This window comes from Microbacterium sp. 10L49 (assembly GCF_056395125.1).
This window is the reverse complement of the sequence record NZ_JBFTIW010000004.1, coordinates 859,196-878,298: the sequence shown is the minus strand read 5'-3', so window position 1 is coordinate 878,298 and position 19,103 is coordinate 859,196. Positions and strand designations below refer to the sequence as shown.

Genomic DNA, 19,103 nt, shown 5'->3' with positions numbered 1-19,103 from the left:
CGCGCTGGTCCTCGCTCAACGACCGATTCGTCAGCCGGCGCGGCGCTTGAGCTTGCGGCGCTCGCGCTCCGACAAGCCGCCCCAGATCCCGAAGCGCTCGTCGTTGTTCAGGGCGTATTCGAGGCATTCGCCCCGCACGTCGCAGGTGGTGCAGATGCGCTTGGCGTCGCGGGTCGAGCCGCCCTTCTCCGGGAAGAAGGCCTCGGGGTCGGTCTGCGCGCACAGCGCGTCGCTCTGCCACGCGAGTGCATTGTCGTCGCCCTCGGTCGGGCGGCGGACGCCCGGCACCCCCAATTGGACCGGATCGACGAACCAGTCATCGGGAACGTCTGAACGGTATGCCGTCATGTCGCCCTCTCCCTCGTTTCCCCCCGGGTGCGCCGCGGGCCGCGTTGCATTACTAATTACACCCGTGTCATTCGCCCTGGTCAAGTCGCGGATCGTAAACCCTCAAGCACGCGTTGAACGTTCTTCGACGTCCTCGGCGTGTCGCGACGGCGTGTCGGAGACCGGCGGCGCTCCGGCGTCCCGAGGTGCGGGCGGTACTCTGAACCACGATGGCGCAGCACTCCAGACTCTCCACGGCCCCTCCGCCGAGCGCTCCGGCACGCGAGTCCACCCGGCATCTGCTGCTGCGCGCGCACATCGTGCTGCTGCTCTTCTCCGTGTTCGCGCACACCGCGGTCTTCAATCTGCTCGGCGTGGACGGCGCGGCCGTCGTGCTGGGCGTACTGCTGCTCGGCACGCTCGGGCTCGCGATCCCCCGCATCGCCCTGGCGCGTCCCGCCCGGTTCCCGTGGCGACGGATGCCGTGGACGGCCCTCGGCTACACGGCACTCGCCCTGCTCTCGGTGTTCTGGTCCGGCTGGCCGTGGGCGACGCTGCTCACCTGGACGCTGCAGGCGGCGATCACCGTCGTCGCGCTGTTCATCGCGTTCACGCTGAGCTGGCATGAGATCGTGCGAGCGCTCTCGAGCGCGCTGAAGTGGATCCTGGGTCTCTCGCTACTGCTCGAGCTGTGGGTCGCGCTGGTGCTGCGGCATCCGCTGCTCCCGTTCTTCTCGGACCTGCCCGCGGGCAAGCCGGATCCGCACTGGTACTGGGTGCGCGGCGATCTGTTCGACGGCGGCCGGGTGCAGGGCATCGTCGGCAACTCCAACACGTTGGGTATCCTCTGCGCGTTCGCTCTGGTCGTGTTCGCGCTGCTGTACGCGCAGGGTGCGCGGCGCCGGCCGGCACTGCTGGTCTGGATCGTGCTCGCCGCGTTCTTCTTCCTGCGGGCCGGATCCGCCACCGCGTACGCGTCGTTCGCCGTCGGCGTGCTGGTGCTGGGAGCCGCCCTGCTCATGCGTCGCACACGCACACCGGGCGCCCGCAGCCGGCTGTACGCCGTGTTCACCGCGGTCGCCGTCGCTGGCGCCGCCGTCGTCTGGTTCGCCCGCGACGCGCTGTCCGGCGCGCTGGGCAAGTCCTCCGACCTGACCGGGCGCCTGGAGATCTGGCGCAAGGTGTGGGAGCGCGCCGTGCACCGTCCGGTCTTCGGCAACGGCTTCTCCTCCCCCTGGGTGCCGTGGGATCCAGCGTTCCACGACTGGATCATCGACCACCGCATCACCGTGTTCATGGCGCACAACATGTGGCTCGACGTGTTCCTCCAGCTCGGCATCGTCGGTGTGCTGCTGATCGCGGTCGCGTTCTTCGCATTCGCGTGGCGCGCCTGGTTCTTCGCCGTCGACCGACCCCGCTGGGATCTCGTGCGGGACCGCCCCTACGCGGCGTTGTCGCTGCTGCCGACCGTGCTGGCCGGGATGCTGCTCGTGCTGGGGCTGGCCGAGTCGACGCCCATCATGCTGTGGGGCTGGCTGCTGCTCGTGATGCTGTCGTTCAAGATGAAGATCTCGCCGTTCGTGGGATCCGGACCCGGCGAGGGCGCACCGCCGCAGTCGCGTCGACAGACGGCATGACCACTCCACGGCGACGCCTGGCGAGGACCCTCGCCTCGGTCGAGATGGCGCGCGCCTACACGACCTGCGCGCTGCTGAGCGTGTTCGGATCGTTCGCGATCTCCGCGTTCACCTCGCCCGCGACCCTCAACACGATCATCGCCGTGCTCTGCGTGACGGGTGTCGGCATCCTGTGGGTGCGCCGCGAGGAGCTCAGCCCGCTGCGGATCGCGCCGTCGACCCTGCTCGCGTTCCTCGCGTGGACGCTCGCGAGCGCGGTGTGGTCGACCGCGTCCGCGGCGACGCTCAAGGCCTGGGCCGCCCTCGCCGGATACGCGGTGATCGCGGTCGTCGTGGGCCACATCCGGGACACCCTGCAGACCGTGCGCGCACTGGGCGATGCCCTGCGGATCCTGCTCGGCGCATCCCTGGTCGCCGAGATCATGAGCGGAGTCCTGCTGGACATGCCGTTCCGCTTCCTGGGAATCCAGGGCGAGATCGCCGCCGGGGGTCCGATCCAGGGGCTCTTCGGCACGCGCAACATGCTCGGACTCATCGCCGTCATCGCCGTCATCACGTTCGTGGTGGAGTGGCGTTCGCAGTCGTTGTCGGCCGGGATCGCCATCCCGTCGGTGGTGCTCGCGGGATTCCTGGCGCTCTTCTCGGCCTCGCCCACCGTGCTCGTGCTCGCGGCCGTCGTGGGCGCAGCGAGTGTGGCACTGGTGATCGTGCGCCAGGCTCCGGTCGCACGGAGGCGCCCGCTGCAGTGGACGATCGGCGGGGTGGTGCTGGCGGCGCTCATCACGACCGCGATCTTCCGGCACCGCATCGTCGCGCTGCTCGACGCGGGCAGCGACTTCAACACCAGGGTCGAGCTGTGGAGCACCCTCTCCCCATACGTGCAGCAGCGTCCGGCTCAGGGATGGGGCTGGTTCGGCCTGTGGAGCGACGCGCTGTACCCGTTCAACTCGATCAACTACTTCACGAGCGATCACCACGGCAGCGCTCTGAACGCCTTCTTCGATGTCCTCCTGCAGGTGGGGGCGGGCGGTTTCCTGCTGTTCTGCCTGCTCGGCGGGATCGCGCTCGTGCGCTCCTGGCTGGTCGCGAGCGTACGGCGCTCGGTCGTCTACGCCTGGGCGCCGCTGGTGCTCGTCGCGCTCGCCGTCGACTCCGTGTTCGAGAGCTTCACGATCGTCAATGCGGGCTGGTTCCTGCTCGTGCTGTGCGCCCTGCGCGCCGGCCAGTCACGGTCCTGGCGGGAGAACATCGACGCCGTGCAGACGAGTTCGACCCCACTGCCGGATCGTTGAGATGCGGGCTGCGACCTCGGACAAGCACGAGGCGCGCGCACGCGTTCGCAGGGTTGCCCGGGCTTCCGCGGGTAGGCTGGAGGCCTCCCCTCACCTTCTCTGGAGCGACATCCGTGACCCCTGACCCGCAGAACGCCGCCGCCGGCTTCGACCCGGCCACCGCGACGATCGTCGTCGTCACCTACAACCGCTCGCACCTGCTGACGGGGCTGCTGGACAGCATCGTGCAGATGGACCCGAAGCCGGGACGCGTCGTCATCATCGACAACGCCTCCTCCGACGACACCACCGACGTCGTCGACTCCTACCGCTCGCGGATCGGCGCGGAGATCGTGTACCGGCGCCTGGAGACGAACACCGGTGGATCCGGCGGATTCAGCGAGGGCATGCGCACTGCGTACGAGCTGGGATCCGAGTGGATCTGGATGATGGACGACGACGTCGAGGTGCTGCCCGACGGTCTCGCCAGGATGGGCGCATGGGCGCCGCGCTTCAAGAGCATCCAGGGGCGCCGCTACGACTACGACGGCAGCGCGTTCTACTGGCAGTACCGGATCGCGGAGCGCATGGGCATCCCGATCCCGTTCGCTCCTGCCGGCTTCGACGCCACGGGGTTCAAGCCGATGAACAGCGGTTGCTTCGAGGGCATGTTCATCCACCGCTCGATCGTCAAGGAGATCGGGCTTCCGGATCCCCGGTTCTTCATCTACTGGGACGACCAGATGTACGGCTGGCTCGCCTCGCGGCGCACCCAGGCCGTGATCGTGGACGAGTTCGTGCTGCGGCGCACCCGCGAGATCAAGCAGTGGGACATGGGCGTGCGGCACATGAACGCGTCCAGCAACGCCTACCGCTACTACATCATGCGCAACCGCGCGTACCTGAAGCAGTACTACCGCGCGCATGACGTGTACAACCCCGTGCTGTTCGCCCTCGGCACCTCGATGACCTTCGCCAAGGAACTCATCCGCCTGGTGTTCGTCGAGCGCACCGTGCGCGGCACCAGCAACCTGTTCCGCGGGCTGCGGGACGGCGGGAAGATCGGCCGCGACCGCAGCTGGCGCCCGATGCCGGCCCTGGAGGACTGATGAGCGAGCAGAAGCCCGAAGCTGTCTGGATCTTCCCCGAGGAGCCGAAGAAGCGCGGCGGCCGCATCGCCCTGATCATCGGACTCATCGTGGCGGTGCTGATCGTGGCGGCCGTCGTGGTGCTGTTCCTGATCCCGCGAGGCGACGGCACTCCCGCGCCGACCCCGAGCCCGACGACGTCGAAGACGGCGACCCCGACGCCCACGGCATCCCCCACTCCCACCACGCCTCCGACCGATCTGCCGACCGCACCGGCCACTTCGCCGCCTCCGGTGCCGGATCCCTCCGTCGACCAGTTCCGCGCGCAGGTGCAGCCGCGACTCGACGACGCATCCACCGGCCTCGACCTCGTGCAGAACCAGAGCGGCGACATGGCGGTGCAGATCGTCGACTCGCTGCAGAACGACGCGCAGAACCTGGCGGGCCAGCCCGCGCCCGCGTCGATCGCGACGCAATGGGGCGAAGCCGTGAACGCCTACGCCGCCCGGCTGCAGTCACTGCGCTCGGCCTACGCCGGTGGATCCGACCCATCGGGACCCCTGGTCGACGCGCGCGCCGCGCTCGGTCAGCTGCGCTCGCTCGTCGGACTCTGATCGGATCCGGTCCCGGCGAGGGCGTCACCGGCTTCCTTCAGCGCGCCGATCAGGCGCGGTCAGGGTCGCATCAGGCGTTGTCGGCGTTGTAGCGGTCCAGCACTTCGCCGATCGACGCGTCCAGCACGAGCCCGCCCTTGTCCAGGTACAGGCCGCGCGTGCAGAACCGGCGCAGGTCCTTCTCGTTGTGCGACACGAAGAACAGCGTGCGGCCGTCGGCGAGCAACTCGTCGATGCGCTGATAGCACTTCTCGCGGAACGCCTTGTCACCCACGGCGAGAACCTCGTCGACGAGCAGGATCGGCTCCTCCAACTGGGACACCACGGAGAACGCCAGGCGCACCTTCATGCCGTTGGAGAGGTGCTTGTACGGGGTGTCCTGAAACTTCTCCAGCTCGGCGAAGTCGATGATGTCGTCGTAGCGCGCAGCGATCTCGGCACGCCCCATCCCGTGCAGCCCAGCCGTGAGCCGCACGTTCTCCCGCACGGTGAGGTCGCCCACGAAGCCGCCGGTGAGCTCGATCAGCGGGGCGACTCCGCCCTGCACGCGCACCTGCCCCTCATCGGACAGCATCACGCCGGCGACGAGCTTCAGCAGCGTCGACTTGCCCTGGCCGTTGCGGCCGACCACGCCGATCGCCTCGCCCTGCCGCACGGTGAAGGAGACGTTCCGCAGCGCCCAGAACTCGCCGGGACGGTTCCGCCGGTTCTTGCCGGCGAAGAGGTCCTTGAAGCTGCGCCGGCCGCGACGGCCCAGGCGGAACCGCACGCCGAGCCCCTCGACCTCGATCGCGGAGTGCTGCTGGGTCATCACAGCTCCTTCAGCACGTCGCGCTCGAGGGAGCGGAACGTGAGCAGACCGAGGGCGAGGAACACCACGGTGACGACGGCGCCGATGATCACGGGCTCGGGCTGCCACTGCCCCGGGAACAACCCCACCCGGTAGAGCATGAAGATGCCGGACAGCGGGTTCAGGGCGCCGAGGAAGTGCAGCTCGTGCGGCAGATCCTTGAACCCGTAGATGATCGGCGAGATGTAGAACAGGGCCCGGAGGATGAGCGCCGTGGTGCGCTCGAGATCGCTCCACAGCACGCAGAGCGGCGCCACCAGCAGCCCGAGGCCGAACAGCAGCACGGTCTGCCAGATCATCGCGACCGGGAACAGCAGCAGAGACCAGTTCGCCTGAGCTCCCGCGAACACGGCGAAGAGAACGAGCACCGGGATCGCGAAGGTGAACTCCAGGCCCTTCGTGAGAATCACGCGTACGACCCAGATCGACCGGGGGATCGCCGTGGAGCGGATCAGGCGTGCGTCCTTCTTGAAGGCGCGGGTGAACTCGCCCACCGCGGTGTTGAACCACACCCAGGGCAGCAGCGCCGTGATGAGGAACACGATGTAGGGCTGCTCCCCCACCTGACCGCGATGGAAGACCTGCGTGAACACGAACCAGTAGATCGCGCTCATCACCAGCGGATCCAGCACCGACCACAGGTAGCCGAGCACGCTCGTCGCGTATCGCACCCGCAGGTCCCGCGCCGACAGCAGCCACAGCGAGTGGAAGTAGCGCCGGGGCGTTCCGGGTGCGCCGGCCGTCGTGTGACTCACAGTTCCGAGTCTAGGCGGCGGCGCGGTGCCGTCCGCGGTCATAGCGGCAGCACGTCGCCGAGTTGTCGGCGCAGTTCAGGCCCGAGGGTCTTCGCGAACTGGGCGCTGATGTGGTTCATGTCGAGATAGACGGACAGGTGACCGATGACCGTCCGGCAGAGCCCCTCCGGACACAGCGTCGGCGTGAAGTCCACCAGGGTCATCCGATCGGCATACGGGGTCACAGGGTTCTCGGCGGCGAGAGCCCCTTCCACCGGGAAGTCGCACTCGGAGCGCTCCATGGCGCAGGTGAAGTAGTTGGTCACTCCCGAACGCGGATTGTCGCGGATGCCGACGACCGGGATCCCGGCCCCGTCGAAGGTGTCGAGCAGGTCGTCCAGCCCGGCGATCACCTGCTCATCCGGACTGTCCATCGCGGCCGCCGTCACTATGGTGAACACTGCATCGGGATGGATGGACACCGTGTGGTCGATGGCTTGCGGCTGCCACTCGTCGCAGCGGTCCTCGGGAGAGGCGACCGGATGATCCGCGGCGAGCGAGCACCACGGCCGGAAGATCATCACCACTCCCCAGCCGCTCTTGGAGACCGCGGCCTGCACCGCCGCCGTCATCTGCTGCGCATGGGAGTTGCCGATGACCACGACGACATGCTTCGCCTTCGCGGCATTCGAGGTCTGCCGGCAGTTCTCCTGAACGAGCTCCGCCGCCGACGCGAATCTGCCCTCGCACGGGCGGTCGAGCTGGGTCCAGTTCTCGTCGTCCGGCGTGTTCACCCCGGGGATGATCGGAATGCCGTCGTTCTTCGTCGTCCCAGGCTCGCCCAGGGCGCCGAGATACGCGCTCTTGTGCGCCTGCTGCTGGGCCGCTGCGCGACTGGTGACCCCCCATTGCCACGAAACGAGGACGGCGCCGACGACCGCGACGCTGCACAGGATGACCAGGACGTTGCGCCAGAGCACCCCGCGATCGCCTGCCCCGAGCCGCAGCGGACGCTCGACGCAGAGCGTGACCAGGCGTGCCAGCACCAGCGAGAGCGCGATGATGACGGCGCCATCGAGCAGAGATGCCTTGGTCTGCTGACGCCAGGTCAGCCATAGGATGAGAACCGGCCAGTGCACCAGGTAAAGCGCGTACGCGTCCCGTCCCAGCGCGAGCACGGGCCGGGTCGCGAGCAGGCGGCTCGGCCCGAGTTCCGGACCCGCGCCGGATACGCCATCGGTCCGCGTGCCGGAGACGATCACCAGGGACGCCGCGACGATCGGCCACAGCGCGAGATACCCGGGGAACCCGCCGCGCACGTCGATGACCATCCCGCACACGACGATGGCGAGGAGCCCGATCCAGCCCAGCAGAGCACGGAGCAGACGCGGCACGCGCAGAACGGGCAGCACCAGGGCGAGCAGAGATCCGGCGGCGAACTCCCACAGCCGCGTGCGGGTATCGAAGTAGGCGTAGGACTGCAGCGTCGCCGTCTCGTAGACCGAGAACGCGAGCGATACGGCGAACACGACGCCGAACAGCACGCCCATCACGAGCGCCGGGGGCGCCTTGAGGAGCCGGACGACGAGCGCACCGAGCAGGAACAGCAGCGGCCACAGGACGAACACCTGCCCCTGCACGGACAGCGACCAGAAGTGCTGAAGCGGGGAGGCCAGCACCGCTTTGTGCGCGTAGTAGTCGACACCTTCGGCCGCGAGCACCCAGTTCTGGAAATACCCGAGCGACGCCCACCCCTGTCGCCACAGCTGCGGCCACGCGGTCTGGGGCATCAGGAGCCATGCCGCACCGAGCGTCGCCGCCAGCACGACCGCCGCCGCGGGCAGGAGCCGCCGGAAACGGCTCAGCAGGAACCGGCCGACGGCGAGCGGGCGTCCGGTGCTCATGCGGCGGACGAAGGATCCGGTCAAAAAGAACGCGGAGATCATCAGGAAGATGTCGACGCCGCCGGACACGCGCCCGATCCAGACGTGGTAGACCACGACGAGCAGGATCGCCACGGCGCGAAGGCCGTCGATGTCCGGACGGTAGCCCGACGTCGACCCGGCGGTGGCGCCGCGCTCGGTGGCTGCGGCCCTGCGGCTGCGACGACTCTCCGCGTGAAGCGTCATGCGAGCTGGTTGTTCCACATCGACAGGGCGGATCCGATGGCCATGTGCATGTCCAGATACTGGTACGTGCCGAGGCGACCGCCGAAGAGCACGTCCTTCTCGCCCTTCCCGAGCTCGCGGTAGGCCAGCAGACCCTCGCGGTCGGACGAGGTGTTCACCGGGTAGTAGGGCTCGTCGCCGCGCTCGGCGAAGCGGGAGAACTCCCGCATGATCACCGTCTTGTCGTTCGGGTAGCGGTCGGCGCGCTCGGGGTGGAAATGCCGGAACTCGTGGATCCGGGTGTACGGCACGTCGGCGTCCGGGTAGTTCATGACGCTGGTGCCCTGGAAGTCCCCGGTGTCGAGCACCTCCTGCTCCAGATCGATTGTGCGCCAGCCCAGCTCGCCCTCGGCGTAGTCGAAGTAGCGGTCCACCGGGCCGGTGTAGACGATTGGCAACTGGCCCACGGTCGCCTTCTTGCTCAGCGGCTGCGTCTCGTCGAAGAAGTCCACGTTCAGCCGCACGTCGATGTTCGGGTGATCCGCCATCCGCTCCAGCCACGCCGTGTATCCGTCGGTCGGCAGCCCCTCCCAGGTGTCGTTGAAGTAGCGGTTGTCGTAGTTGTACCGCACCGGGAGCCGGCTGATGATCGACGCGGGCAGCTCGCGCGCATCGGTCTGCCACTGCTTCGCCGTGTAGTCGCGGATGAACGCCTCGAACAGCGGCCGTCCGATCAGCGCGATCCCGCGCTCCTCGAGGTTCTTCGCCTCGTGCGCATCGAACTCGCCGGCCTGCCCGGCGATGAGGGCCCTCGCCTCGTCGGGCGTGTACGCGGCGCGGAAGAACTGATTGATGGTTCCCAGGTTGATCGGCAACGGGTAGACCTCGCCCTTGTGGGTCGAATACACCCGGTGGACGTAGTCCGTGAAGGTGGTGAACCGGTTCACGTACTCCCACACCGTCGGGTTCGACGTGTGGAACAGATGAGCCCCGTAACGGTGCACCTCGATGCCGGTGGTGGGCTCGTCCTCGCTGTACGCGTTCCCGCCGATGTGATGGCGGCGGTCGATGACGGTCACCTTGCGACCCGCCGCAGCGGCGCGCTCGGCGATGGTGAGGCCGAAGAAACCCGACCCGACGACGAGGATATCCATGAGCACCTTTCGGGTGTGCAAACGGCAAGAACTCCCCATTCTAGAACGCGGTTGCCGAAAAACTGCTTGACGAGCACGGGGACGGAGAACGCCCAGCGGCTCTAGAATGGCCTCCTGAACACTCGCATCGGAGCGCTGGTGCGCGGCATTGGGGACGACGCGACGCTGCGCGTCCGTTCGCTCGGTGAGGAGCCTTCGGCATGGTCTTCAAGGTGAGCACGGGCAAGATCAGCATCACTCCGCCTGCCGGTATGAACCCGTACATGGCCGGCTACGGCGCCCAGTCGGATGTGCGCGTGATCGACAGCGACACCCCCTACGCGCAACCGCTCATGGCGCGATGCACGATCCTCTGGGACGACGGCTACCCCAACGGGATCGTCTCGCTCGACCTGCTCGGGATCCCACCCGAGGTCCACCAGTCGCTGCGTCCCCGCCTGAGGGCCCTGTCCAGCTGGTCCGACGCCGATCTGGTTCTGACCGCCACGCACACGCACAATGGGCCTGTGGTGGGCCGTCTGCTGGACCCGTGGATCGCCTACGGGATTTCCGTGCTCGACCAGATCGACGCCTACACGAGCTGGCTTCAGGACCAGGTGGTGCAGGTCGTGAAGAACGCTCTCGCGGCCACCCGGACGAGCGTGACTCTGGACTACAAGGTCGCGACCGCGAACTTCTCGGCGAACCGCGAGGGCCTCCCCTACACGGAGACGGCCGTTCCCGTCTTCACCGCGCGCAAGAGCGGCGGCAAGCCCGCAGTGGTGCTGTTCAGCTACGGTTGTCACCCCGTGAGCGCCGGCGGCCAGACGCGCTGGGACGGCGACTGGCCCGCGGGAGCGTGTGCCGCGATCGAGACGGCGACCGGAGCGTTCGCCCAGTTCCTTCCCGGTCCCGCCGGAGACCAGAACCCGATCGGACTCGCCGGATGGTCGCTGCGCAATCAGCTGTCTGCGAGCCTCGGCAGCATCGTGAGCACCGCGGCGGGCTCCGCGGGCCGCGCCCTCACCGGACCGATCTACACCGACCTGACCAGCGTCGACCTCCCCCTCGACATCACGGTCAACGATGCCAACCTCGCCGCGGTGCGCGCCGCCTTCGTGACCCGGATGGCGAATCCTCAGGGGTTGCCCGCGTGGTACGTGCGGCACGCGCAGTCCATGATCGCGCGCATCGATGAAGGAGACGTCGCGACGTCGATCACGACGCCGCTGCAGGTCTGGCAGATCTACGGCGACACCGTCCTCCCGATGGTGTTCGTGGGCAGTGAGATCGTGAGCGGCTACGCCGTGTACTTCCGCAACCTGTACAGCGGTCCCGGCAACATCTTCGTGGGCGGTTACGCCAACGAGGTCGACTGCTACATACCGTCGGATGCTCTTCTCCCGCCGATCTCCGTGTACGGCAGCTACGCCGGGGGATGGGATCCAGATTTCCCCGGCATCGCCGGCGGGAGCATGACCGTGTACCCGCAGATCGCGCACCTGAAGGCCAGCCCGAGCGGGGTGCAGTCCGCGCTCATCGACGCGATCGCCGCCGAACTCGCCTGATCGGTCGCCCTGGGGCCGATCAGCCGTTCCCGGAGAGCCAGTCCAGGAAGAGACGCGCCTGCGGGGCGTCCGGGGCCAGTGCGAGCGAGCCGCGGACAACGGGCGCGCCGAGCTCCGCCAGGCGAGCCGCGAGGCGGCGCGGATCCATGCGCGTGCTCGCCGCGACCGTCGTGAGGTAGGCCACGCGCCCATCCGAGACGTCGCCTCCCGCCTGCGCGATGACATCGACGATCGCCTGCTCCTCACCGGTGAGGACGAAGTCGCCGCCTCCGACGTAGGTCACGACGCAGTCCGTGTAGGTGATGTAGTTCGAGCTCGCCCAGACATCGTGGAGGCTCCCCAGCCGCAACTGATCCGGGACCGGCGTGATCGGCTGGAACTGGAAGCGCGGGTTTCCGTCCAGGACGAGCGCAGGGGGTCCGACCGCACCAGGAGGCGCCGGCACCGGCGCCGCCATGGGATGAGCGCCGGTGAGCGCCAGTCCGGTGAGTGCCGCCGCACTCCACAACGCCGCGTGCTGGAACTGCCGACGGGAGAGCCCCGCGTCGGAACCCGGTCCGTTCATCAGCCGTCCCCCCTGTCCTGAAGCGCCGACGAGACGAGGCCGGCTTCGGGCGCCTTAGGGCACAGCGCCTGCACGCCCCGGAGCAGGCCGGTCGGCTGCTCCGGGATCCGGTCGGGCGGGATCCGCACACAGGCCGCGAAGGCCTGCAGGAACGCCGTGAGCGGATCGGCTCCGCCGTCGACGAGCGCCGCGACCTGTTGCTCGTCCGGCGTGAGCACGATGTCGTCGCGTGCGGGCCCTGCCGTGCAGCCGGTGATGCGGACGTAGTCCGGCGAGGCCCATGCGTCGGCGAGCGTGGCGAACTGCGCGGAGGCCCCGTCCACGGCGATGCAATCGAGGATGAAGCGGGAGTCTCCGGGCGACGAGGGTCCGCCGTCCCCGGGGCCGGTCGGGCCGGGCCCCGGGGTGCCGTCGTCGGTCGGCACCGGCGTGGGAGCGGGCGTGGGCGCCGCCGGGGGTGTCGACGTGCCCATCCCTGGCGACGCGGTCGCGGATCCGCTACCCCCATCGCCACCGCTGCAGGCGGTCAGGGCCAGAAGGCAGCCGAAGATCAGCGCGAAGACGGCGTGCTCGCGGCGGACGCCGAGGTCACGGCTCACAGCAGCACCACCATTCCGCCCCAGCCCGTGCCGATGACCGCCGGCGAACCCCAACCGCCCGAACCATCACCCGGATACAGCCACAACCGCCCCGACCCATCCCGCGCCAGCACATCCGGATGACCATCCCCGCTCCAGTCACCCACACCGAACACCGCCGTCATCACGCCCCAGCCCGTGCCGATGACCGCCGGCGAACCCCAACCGCCCGAACCATCACCCGGATACAGCCACAACCGCCCCGACCCATCCCGCGCCAGCACATCCGGATGACCATCCCCGCTCCAGTCACCGGGGGTGAAGACCGCCGTCATGCCGCCCCAGCCGGTCCCGGCCTGGCTCGGCGCGAGGAACCCGCCGGCGCCGTTACCCGGGTACAGCCACAGCACGCCCCCGGAGGTCACCGCCAGCACGTCGTTGAAGTGGTCCGAGGTGAAGTCCTGGGCGGCGGGCGTGGCAGGCGGCGGCACGGCGATCGTGTACTTCTGCGTGACGACCGCCGAAGGATTGCCGCCCTGGGCGTCGGTTCCGAGGTACTGCAGCGTCATCGCCTGGTTCAGCGTCAGCGCGGTGCCGTAGATCGGCGACGAGCTCGTCGGCGTGGAGCCGTCGACCGTGTAGTGGATGACGCCGCCGGCCGGGGTGATCGCGAGCGAGATCTGCTGACCGGCCGGGTAGGCCCCGCCTGCAGGCGTCGCCGTCACGACGGTCGGCGTCGGGACGACGAAGACGAACGTGCGCGAGGCGCTTGCGGTGTTCCCGAGACTGCTGGTCGCACGTACCGTGAAAGTGTGCGTGCCGGCGGACAGCCCGGTGAACGCGGCCGGCGAGGTGCATGCGCCGGCCGCACCGGAATCGATGCCGCAGGCGAAGGTCGTCCCCGCCGACGGCTGCGCGGCGAAGGTGAACGACGCGGTGCCCGTGAACGACGTGCCATCGGCCGCGGGGGCGCTGATCGTCACGGTGGGGGGAGTCAGATCGACGACCACCGTGACGAGCGTTTCCGCGCTCGTGTTCGCGGCCGCGTCCGTCGCCGTCACGTGCACGCTGTGCGAGCCGGACGTGGTGAAGGTGAGCGTCTGACCCGAGGTGCACACCGCCGCCGACGCGAAGTCGATCGCGCATCGCATCACCGCACCGGTCTCCGCAGACGCCTGCAGCACCGTCGTGGCTCCGACTGTCACACCGTTCGCCGGCGCGGTGACGACCGGCGCCGCGGGAGCGACAGTGTCGACGGTGAAGGTCTGTCGCGCCGGCGTTCCGGTGCTCCCTGCTCGGACGCTGAAGCTGTGCGTGCCGTCCGCGAGCGGCGCCGGCGCGGCAACGGGTCCCGGGCTACAGATGAACCAGTTCGCGTCGTCGAAGGCGCACTGCAGCCCGCCCCCGCCCGCGAACGCGACGGTGAACGACGGCTGCGGGTTGTTCGTGTACCGAGGATCCGCCGCTGCGGATCCTTCCTTCGCCGTCGGACCGCCGGCGATCACGGGCAGGATCGCACCCGCGAGATACGCCGAGCCCGTGGCTCCCGGCGAGGCGGCGACGGAGCCGCTGTCGACGGCCGCGATGCCAGTGCCCTGCATGGCCATGCCGCCCACGCGCGTGAACCCGCTCGCCCAGTTCGCGGTGATCTGACCACTCGCCACGTCGATCGCGGCGATGGTGTCGCCGCCCACCGTCGTCGCCCCGCCCGTGCCGGCGTACACCGTCGCCCCGGTCGCGTCGAGCGCAAGGCTCAGCGATGCGACCACGGCGAACGTCTTGGCGGGACCGCCGCTGCCGATACCGGATTTGGGGACCGAGAACGCCGCGACTCCGGTCGGCGAGGCGACGTACAGCGGCACACCGGCCGTCCCGAGAGTCCCCGCCACCACGGCCCGGTTTCCCGTCGCGGCGGTGAAACCGACGGTCTCCACAGTCGGCTGCGGTGATGCCGGGTCCACGATGCGCACGATCGCGCGCGCGCCCCCGAGCACCACGTACGCGTGTCCGTCGGCGCCGACGGCGACGGCGGCGGGCGCCGAGCTTCCGCCGAAGATGGTGAGGGTGTCGCGGTAGGAGAACGTTCCCGCTCCGGCGTTCCATTGCGCGCGCATGACACCTGCGGCGCCTTTCGCCGCGTCCGGGACGAGAACGGTCGTCCCCGCCGACGAGGTGAGCAGTGCGGCCTGGCCCGGCAGCTTCGGACCTCGGTTGCCGCTCGCCGCCCCGAGGCACGTGGTGGCCTCGATGGCGCCGGGGGTCGATCCGGACGGCGCGCTCAGGCGGCAGAACCCCTTCGCCGCGTCCGAGACCCAGAGCCGGCTCGCGGGGTCCGCGACCACCCCGCGCGGCGCGGTGAGGCCCGTGGCGATCATCTGTACCGGCGACGCCGCGACGACCGGATCCGCGATGCTGAACTCGCAGAACGCCAGAATCGCGAGCGCGGCCGTGATCAGCGCGGCCGTGCGCACGCCGGATCGTCGCGTGTTCGCGCGATCGCCAAACATCGCCTGACGCCCCATGGCGCTTCCCCAGTGTCCCCAGTGTCCCGGGCAACTCCCACAGCCGCCCGCCGGGGGGAACGGGTGATGACCCCCCGTGTGAACGAAATACTAGTCTTGTCGAACCTCGAGCAGAACTCCCCTGCGGAGATCGCTCCTGTCGCGCGTATCCCGATCGGCGAACGGCACTGCGCTAAAGTCGACGTCGGCGCGTCTTCGCGGAGTTGAGCCGAGGCCGGCCCGATGCATCGAGCACCGCCGCGCACCGTCCGAACGCCCGAGGAGAGCATCGATGTCGGAACACGTCCTGATCACCGGCGGAGCCGGATTCATCGGCACCCGCCTGGCCGCGCGGTTCGTTCGCGACGGTCACACCGTCACCGTCCTGGACTCGCTCATCCCGCAGGTGCACGGCGACGACCCCGCCACCACGTCACCGCTGCTGCGCTCCCTCGACGGAGTGGCCGAGGTGATCGTCGGCACGGTGACCTCGAAGGAGGATCTGCGACGCGCCCTTCGGAATGCGACCGTCGTGATCCATCTCGCGGCTGAGACGGGAACGGGCCAGTCGATGTACGAGATCGACCGCTATGTGGACGCCAACGTCGGCGGGACCGCAAAACTCCTCGACATCCTCACCAACGAGGAGAACTCCGTCCGCCGCGTCGTGATCGCATCCTCCCGGTCCATCTACGGCGAAGGGGCGTACGAGACCGCGGACGGCCGACGGGTGTACCCCGAGCACCGGAGCGATGCCGACATGGCCGTCGGCGACTTCGATGTCCACGTGCGGGGCGAGGGTGAACTGCGGCTCATCCCGACCGACGAGACGGCCCTCGTGCACCCGTCGTCGGTGTACGGGATCACGAAGCAGATGCAGGAGTCGCTCATCATGACCGTTGCGCCGACGATCGGCGTCGAGCCGGTCTCTGTGCGCTACCAGAACGTGTATGGCCCTGGGCAGTCGCTGAAGAACCCGTACACCGGGATCCTGTCGATCTTCTCCACGCTGATCCGCCAGGGCAAGGACATCAACATCTTCGAGGACGGTGAGGAGAGCCGCGACTTCGTCTACATCGACGACGTGGTCGAGGCGACATATCTCGCGGCGACCGCACCCGCGGCCGCAGGCCGGATCCTCAATGTCGGATCCGGGGTGGCGACCTCCGTCAACGAGGTCGTCGCAGCACTGTTCGCCGCGTACGGAACCGAGGTGCCGACGCGAGTCTCCGGCAATTATCGTCTCGGCGACATCCGCCACAACGTCGCGGACACGACGGCGCTGCGCGAAGTCCTCGGTTTCAGTCCCACCGTGGCTTTCGAGGACGGTGTGAAGCGTTTCGCCGAGTGGGTGCTCAGCGAGCCCATCGAGCCCGACGGGTACGAGCGTTCCCTCAAGGAGATGGCGGAGCGGAAGCTCCTCAAATGACCGAGGTCGGCTCGCTGCCGGCGTAGACCGTCCGCCAGAAGTCTTCCCCCGCGAGCTCGGGCGCGGCGTCCCGATACCGGCGCGACAGCGTCCGCCAGGACCACCACAGCCGGATCCGGAGCCCCACCGAGCGCCGCAGCAGCGCCCCGGCCCGCCGGCGCGAGCGACGCAGCAGGAAGTACCCGCTCCCGGACGCGCTGCGCAGGCGAGCCTCGTCGGCGAGCCCCAGCCGCCACCATTTGCCCGACGTCCTCGGCACGGACTCGGCCGGTCTGCTGCCCGCCCGGACCGGCGCGAGTTGATGCAGGACCACGCGCGCCAGCCGCCGCGCCTGCCCGACAGCACCGCGCGGCGCGGACTCGTCGCGCAGCGGGGCAGGTGCGTCGGCGTCCCCGTCCGGGCGCACAGCCTGGCCCGCCTCCGCCAGGATCCGCTGAGCCCGTGCCCTGCCGCCACGCAGCGTCGCCGCGAGATGCTCGGGGCCGGACAAGACGTCCTCCAGAGCGGCGTTGCGCAGACGGCTGGATCCGTACTGCAGGCAGAGCAGATGATTCACGTCCTGCAGCCAAGTCGCGCTCAGCACCCGCCGAGGACGTCGATCGTGCACGAGAGCGGTCACCAGCCGGTTGCGCAGTTGGAAATAGGCCTGCCAGTCCAGTCCATCGTCCTTCGACGTCCACGGCACATGCCACAGCGCCACCCCCGGCACCGTCACGGTGCGGTGCCCGGCAGCCGCGGCGCGAAGACCGAATTCGGCGTCGTCCCACTTGATGAACAGCGGCAGGGACGCCCCGAGCGAGCGCACCACGGCGGTCGGCACCAGGCACATCCACCAGCCGTTGAAATCCACCGGACGGAAGCGCCGCAGTCCGGGCGTGCTCTCCAGCGGATGCGAGGCGAGATCCGCGGCGGAGAGCTCGGGCTCGGTGGAGTGCCACCACATCGTCGAGCGGTCCATCCGCTCCCCCATCGAATGGAGCACCGTGGGCTCGAGCATGCTGAGCATCTGGGCGCCGAGCAACGGGTCATCGGTCGCCGTCGCGGCGAGCACGTGCAGACGCCGGATCGATTCGGGCTCGATCCGCACGTCATCATCGAGCAGCAGGACATGGGTCGCACCGGTGCCGAGCGCCTCGATCATGCCGCGGCTGAACCCTCCGGATCCGCCCAGATTCTCCTGCACCAGCACCCGCAGCGGCGTCCCGTTGCGCAACCGTTCGCGCGGCGCATGCGGGCCGATCGGATCCGAGCCCTGATCGACGACGACGACGTGTGACAGGGTGCCGGCAAGTTCGGCATCGCCCAGCGCATCCAGGAGCAGAGCGCAGTCGTCGACCCGGTTCATGGTGGTGATGGCCACATCGATCCGCACCGGACGCGTCGGCGCGTCGACCAGCCACTCGGCATCGATCACCCGGCTGGGGCTCGCGCCGGCCTCGACCTCCAGCCAGACCCAGGTGAGGCCCTCCGGAAACGACCCCGTGTCGAGAGAGAGGAGTCCGTCGCCTCGCGCCTCGGCGAGCGCGTGCGGAACGCCGTCGGCGGTGATACCGCGCAGGCGGAGCACTCCCTCGCCCTCCGCCCGCAGGTGCAGAGCCACGCGGTCGATCCCGGCGACCGACGCCCAGATCCCCGCGGGGAAGGCATTGAAGTACGTCGCGAACGACGCACGCTGCCGGGCCGGGATCCGCACTGCGCGACGGCCCTCCACTGCCGCGGAGCCACGCAGATACAGCGGCGCGGCCTCAGCCGCGATCCCGTCCACGGGGAACACCACCCGCTGCGCGACGACGCCGGTCTCAGCGGCCACGGAAACGGCGCCATCCTCGTCGCGCGACCTCGGTGGCTCGCTGTCCGAGGGATGCACGCTCCGACAGTTGGCGCTCGACCTCGTCCTGGATGTAGCGGGACAGGTAGAGCATCAACCCGTCGCCGTGCGTCGCCGCGAAGGCTCGCAGCGCCTCGTCGCGGATCATGCGGTCAAAATGGTCGTGCTCGTCGGCCAGGACGAACATGCTGTTGCCGAGGATCCCGTCCACGCCGCGACGCTGCATCCAGTACGCGCCTACCCGGCCGCGGAGGTAGCCGATCGGATGAAGCCGCAGCACACGGAGGTTGAACTCCCAGTCCTCGGCCGCGTGCACGTCCTCGCGGTACAGGCCGACCTCGTCATGCAGAGCGCGACGGTAGACATAGGCGATCGGGACGAACCTGTTGACCTGAAGCATGTCAGCATAGGTGATCCGGGTCATCTCGCCCCAGAACGGCTCGCGCCCGGTCTCCTCGAGCCGATCACCGTCGATGCGCTCGTAGACGATCTCGGTCCGGCTCACCACTCCCGCGTCCTTGGGAGCACGGTCGAGCCAGGCGACCGAATCGGCGAGGAAATGCGGCGCCCAAAGGTCGTCGTCATCGTGAAGGACGACGAACTCCGTGGACAGCGCCCGCACACCGGCATTCGCGGCCGCGGACCGTCCCAGGCCTTCGGTGCGATGGATCACGGAGGCCCGCGCGCCGAGCTCCGACTCGAGTGCGGCGAGGATCCGATCGACGGGTGTGGGGTCTCCGCCGTCGTTCACCACGACGACGGACCAGTCGGCGAAGGTCTGTCGCGCGATGTCGTGCAGAGCCCGCTCCAGGAAGATCGGCCGGTCCTTGGTCCTGACGACGATGCCGACACGAGCGGACGTTTCAGGCAAG

16 protein-coding genes are annotated in these 19,103 nt (G+C 69.1%); 6 read left to right on the top strand and 10 right to left on the bottom strand.

Annotation, left to right across the window (positions count from 1 at the left end; all coding sequences use genetic code 11):
* Positions 1 to 30: 30 nt before the first annotated feature.
* The gene (locus tag AC1DCT_RS17000; protein ID WP_082076464.1) at positions 31 to 348 is read right to left on the bottom strand and encodes a WhiB family transcriptional regulator; all 318 of its coding nucleotides are present in this window, start codon (positions 346 to 348) and stop codon (positions 31 to 33) included.
* A gap of 209 nt (positions 349 to 557) precedes the next feature.
* On the opposite strand from AC1DCT_RS17000, the gene AC1DCT_RS16995 reads away from it, so the two are divergent.
* The 4 genes from AC1DCT_RS16995 (at position 558) to AC1DCT_RS16980 (ending at position 4,937) form a co-directional block, all read left to right on the top strand.
* Complete coding sequence (locus AC1DCT_RS16995; RefSeq protein ID WP_477430423.1) at positions 558 to 1,964, top strand: O-antigen ligase family protein; 1,407 nt, start codon at positions 558 to 560, stop codon at positions 1,962 to 1,964.
* On the top strand, positions 1,961 to 3,256 hold the full coding sequence (locus tag AC1DCT_RS16990; protein ID WP_477430422.1) for an O-antigen ligase family protein: 1,296 nt from the start codon (positions 1,961 to 1,963) through the stop codon (positions 3,254 to 3,256). The genes AC1DCT_RS16995 and AC1DCT_RS16990 overlap by 4 nt, the downstream gene beginning before the upstream one ends.
* A gap of 113 nt (positions 3,257 to 3,369) precedes the next feature.
* A complete protein-coding gene (locus AC1DCT_RS16985; RefSeq protein WP_441976699.1) occupies positions 3,370 to 4,344 on the top strand; it encodes a glycosyltransferase family 2 protein in 975 nt (324 codons plus the stop codon).
* Positions 4,344 to 4,937, top strand: coding sequence for a hypothetical protein (locus AC1DCT_RS16980; protein WP_440732323.1), 594 nt, complete (start codon positions 4,344 to 4,346; stop codon positions 4,935 to 4,937). The genes AC1DCT_RS16985 and AC1DCT_RS16980 overlap by 1 nt, the downstream gene beginning before the upstream one ends.
* A gap of 70 nt (positions 4,938 to 5,007) precedes the next feature.
* Here the strand turns inward: AC1DCT_RS16980 and AC1DCT_RS16975 are convergent, their stop codons facing one another.
* The 4 genes from AC1DCT_RS16975 to glf are packed head-to-tail and all read right to left on the bottom strand — an operon-like array spanning position 5,008 to position 9,783.
* Positions 5,008 to 5,748 carry an ABC transporter ATP-binding protein gene (locus tag AC1DCT_RS16975; RefSeq protein WP_477230775.1) on the bottom strand — a complete coding sequence of 247 codons (741 nt, stop codon included), beginning with the start codon at positions 5,746 to 5,748 and terminating at the stop codon, positions 5,008 to 5,010.
* Positions 5,748 to 6,542 (bottom strand): ABC transporter permease, encoded by a 795-nt coding sequence (locus AC1DCT_RS16970; protein ID WP_440732325.1) that lies wholly within the window; start codon positions 6,540 to 6,542, stop codon positions 5,748 to 5,750. The genes AC1DCT_RS16975 and AC1DCT_RS16970 overlap by 1 nt, the downstream gene beginning before the upstream one ends.
* Before the next feature lie 38 nt (positions 6,543 to 6,580).
* Complete coding sequence (locus tag AC1DCT_RS16965) at positions 6,581 to 8,650, bottom strand: acyltransferase family protein (RefSeq protein ID WP_477430421.1); 2,070 nt, start codon at positions 8,648 to 8,650, stop codon at positions 6,581 to 6,583.
* A complete protein-coding gene (glf, locus tag AC1DCT_RS16960; protein ID WP_477430420.1) occupies positions 8,647 to 9,783 on the bottom strand; it encodes a UDP-galactopyranose mutase in 1,137 nt (378 codons plus the stop codon). Before glf ends, AC1DCT_RS16965 begins: the two co-directional genes overlap by 4 nt.
* 200 nt (positions 9,784 to 9,983) lie before the next feature.
* On the opposite strand from glf, the gene AC1DCT_RS16955 reads away from it, so the two are divergent.
* Entirely contained in the window at positions 9,984 to 11,330 is a 1,347-nt protein-coding gene (locus AC1DCT_RS16955; RefSeq protein WP_477430419.1) for a hypothetical protein, read from the top strand.
* A gap of 19 nt (positions 11,331 to 11,349) precedes the next feature.
* On the opposite strand, the gene AC1DCT_RS16950 is transcribed toward AC1DCT_RS16955, so the two are convergent.
* From AC1DCT_RS16950 to AC1DCT_RS16940, 3 genes are read right to left on the bottom strand one after another with little or no spacing between them, the layout of a single operon-like run.
* Positions 11,350 to 11,895: a hypothetical protein gene (locus AC1DCT_RS16950; protein WP_477430418.1), complete on the bottom strand. Its 546-nt coding sequence runs from the start codon at positions 11,893 to 11,895 to the stop codon at positions 11,350 to 11,352.
* Positions 11,895 to 12,494: a hypothetical protein gene (locus tag AC1DCT_RS16945; RefSeq protein ID WP_477430417.1), complete on the bottom strand. Its 600-nt coding sequence runs from the start codon at positions 12,492 to 12,494 to the stop codon at positions 11,895 to 11,897. The genes AC1DCT_RS16950 and AC1DCT_RS16945 overlap by 1 nt, the downstream gene beginning before the upstream one ends.
* Entirely contained in the window at positions 12,491 to 14,944 is a 2,454-nt protein-coding gene (locus AC1DCT_RS16940) for an FG-GAP-like repeat-containing protein (protein ID WP_477430416.1), read from the bottom strand. Before AC1DCT_RS16940 ends, AC1DCT_RS16945 begins: the two co-directional genes overlap by 4 nt.
* 322 nt (positions 14,945 to 15,266) lie before the next feature.
* Between AC1DCT_RS16940 and AC1DCT_RS16935 the strand changes: the two genes are divergently transcribed.
* Positions 15,267 to 16,403 (top strand): NAD-dependent epimerase/dehydratase family protein, encoded by a 1,137-nt coding sequence (locus AC1DCT_RS16935; protein WP_477230783.1) that lies wholly within the window; start codon positions 15,267 to 15,269, stop codon positions 16,401 to 16,403.
* Here the strand turns inward: AC1DCT_RS16935 and AC1DCT_RS16930 are convergent.
* On the bottom strand, positions 16,396 to 18,213 hold the full coding sequence (locus AC1DCT_RS16930; protein ID WP_477230784.1) for a glycosyltransferase: 1,818 nt from the start codon (positions 18,211 to 18,213) through the stop codon (positions 16,396 to 16,398). The genes AC1DCT_RS16935 and AC1DCT_RS16930 overlap by 8 nt on opposite strands.
* The gene (locus tag AC1DCT_RS16925; protein WP_477430415.1) at positions 18,203 to 19,102 is read right to left on the bottom strand and encodes a glycosyltransferase family 2 protein; all 900 of its coding nucleotides are present in this window, start codon (positions 19,100 to 19,102) and stop codon (positions 18,203 to 18,205) included. The genes AC1DCT_RS16930 and AC1DCT_RS16925 overlap by 11 nt, the downstream gene beginning before the upstream one ends.
* Position 19,103 lies beyond the last annotated feature (1 nt).

Coding starts and splice junctions, on each gene's coding strand:
- AC1DCT_RS16955 (WP_477430419.1), top strand. CDS start 9,984: ATGGTCTTCAAGGTGAGCACGGGCAAGATCAGCATCACTCCGCCTGCC.
- AC1DCT_RS16950 (WP_477430418.1), bottom strand. CDS start 11,895: ATGAACGGACCGGGTTCCGACGCGGGGCTCTCCCGTCGGCAGTTCCAG.
- glf (WP_477430420.1), bottom strand. CDS start 9,783: ATGGATATCCTCGTCGTCGGGTCGGGTTTCTTCGGCCTCACCATCGCC.
- AC1DCT_RS16975 (WP_477230775.1), bottom strand. CDS start 5,748: ATGACCCAGCAGCACTCCGCGATCGAGGTCGAGGGGCTCGGCGTGCGG.
- AC1DCT_RS16965 (WP_477430421.1), bottom strand. CDS start 8,650: ATGACGCTTCACGCGGAGAGTCGTCGCAGCCGCAGGGCCGCAGCCACC.
- AC1DCT_RS16980 (WP_440732323.1), top strand. CDS start 4,344: ATGAGCGAGCAGAAGCCCGAAGCTGTCTGGATCTTCCCCGAGGAGCCG.
- AC1DCT_RS16990 (WP_477430422.1), top strand. CDS start 1,961: ATGACCACTCCACGGCGACGCCTGGCGAGGACCCTCGCCTCGGTCGAG.
- AC1DCT_RS16935 (WP_477230783.1), top strand. CDS start 15,267: ATGTCGGAACACGTCCTGATCACCGGCGGAGCCGGATTCATCGGCACC.
- AC1DCT_RS16995 (WP_477430423.1), top strand. CDS start 558: ATGGCGCAGCACTCCAGACTCTCCACGGCCCCTCCGCCGAGCGCTCCG.
- AC1DCT_RS17000 (WP_082076464.1), bottom strand. CDS start 348: ATGACGGCATACCGTTCAGACGTTCCCGATGACTGGTTCGTCGATCCG.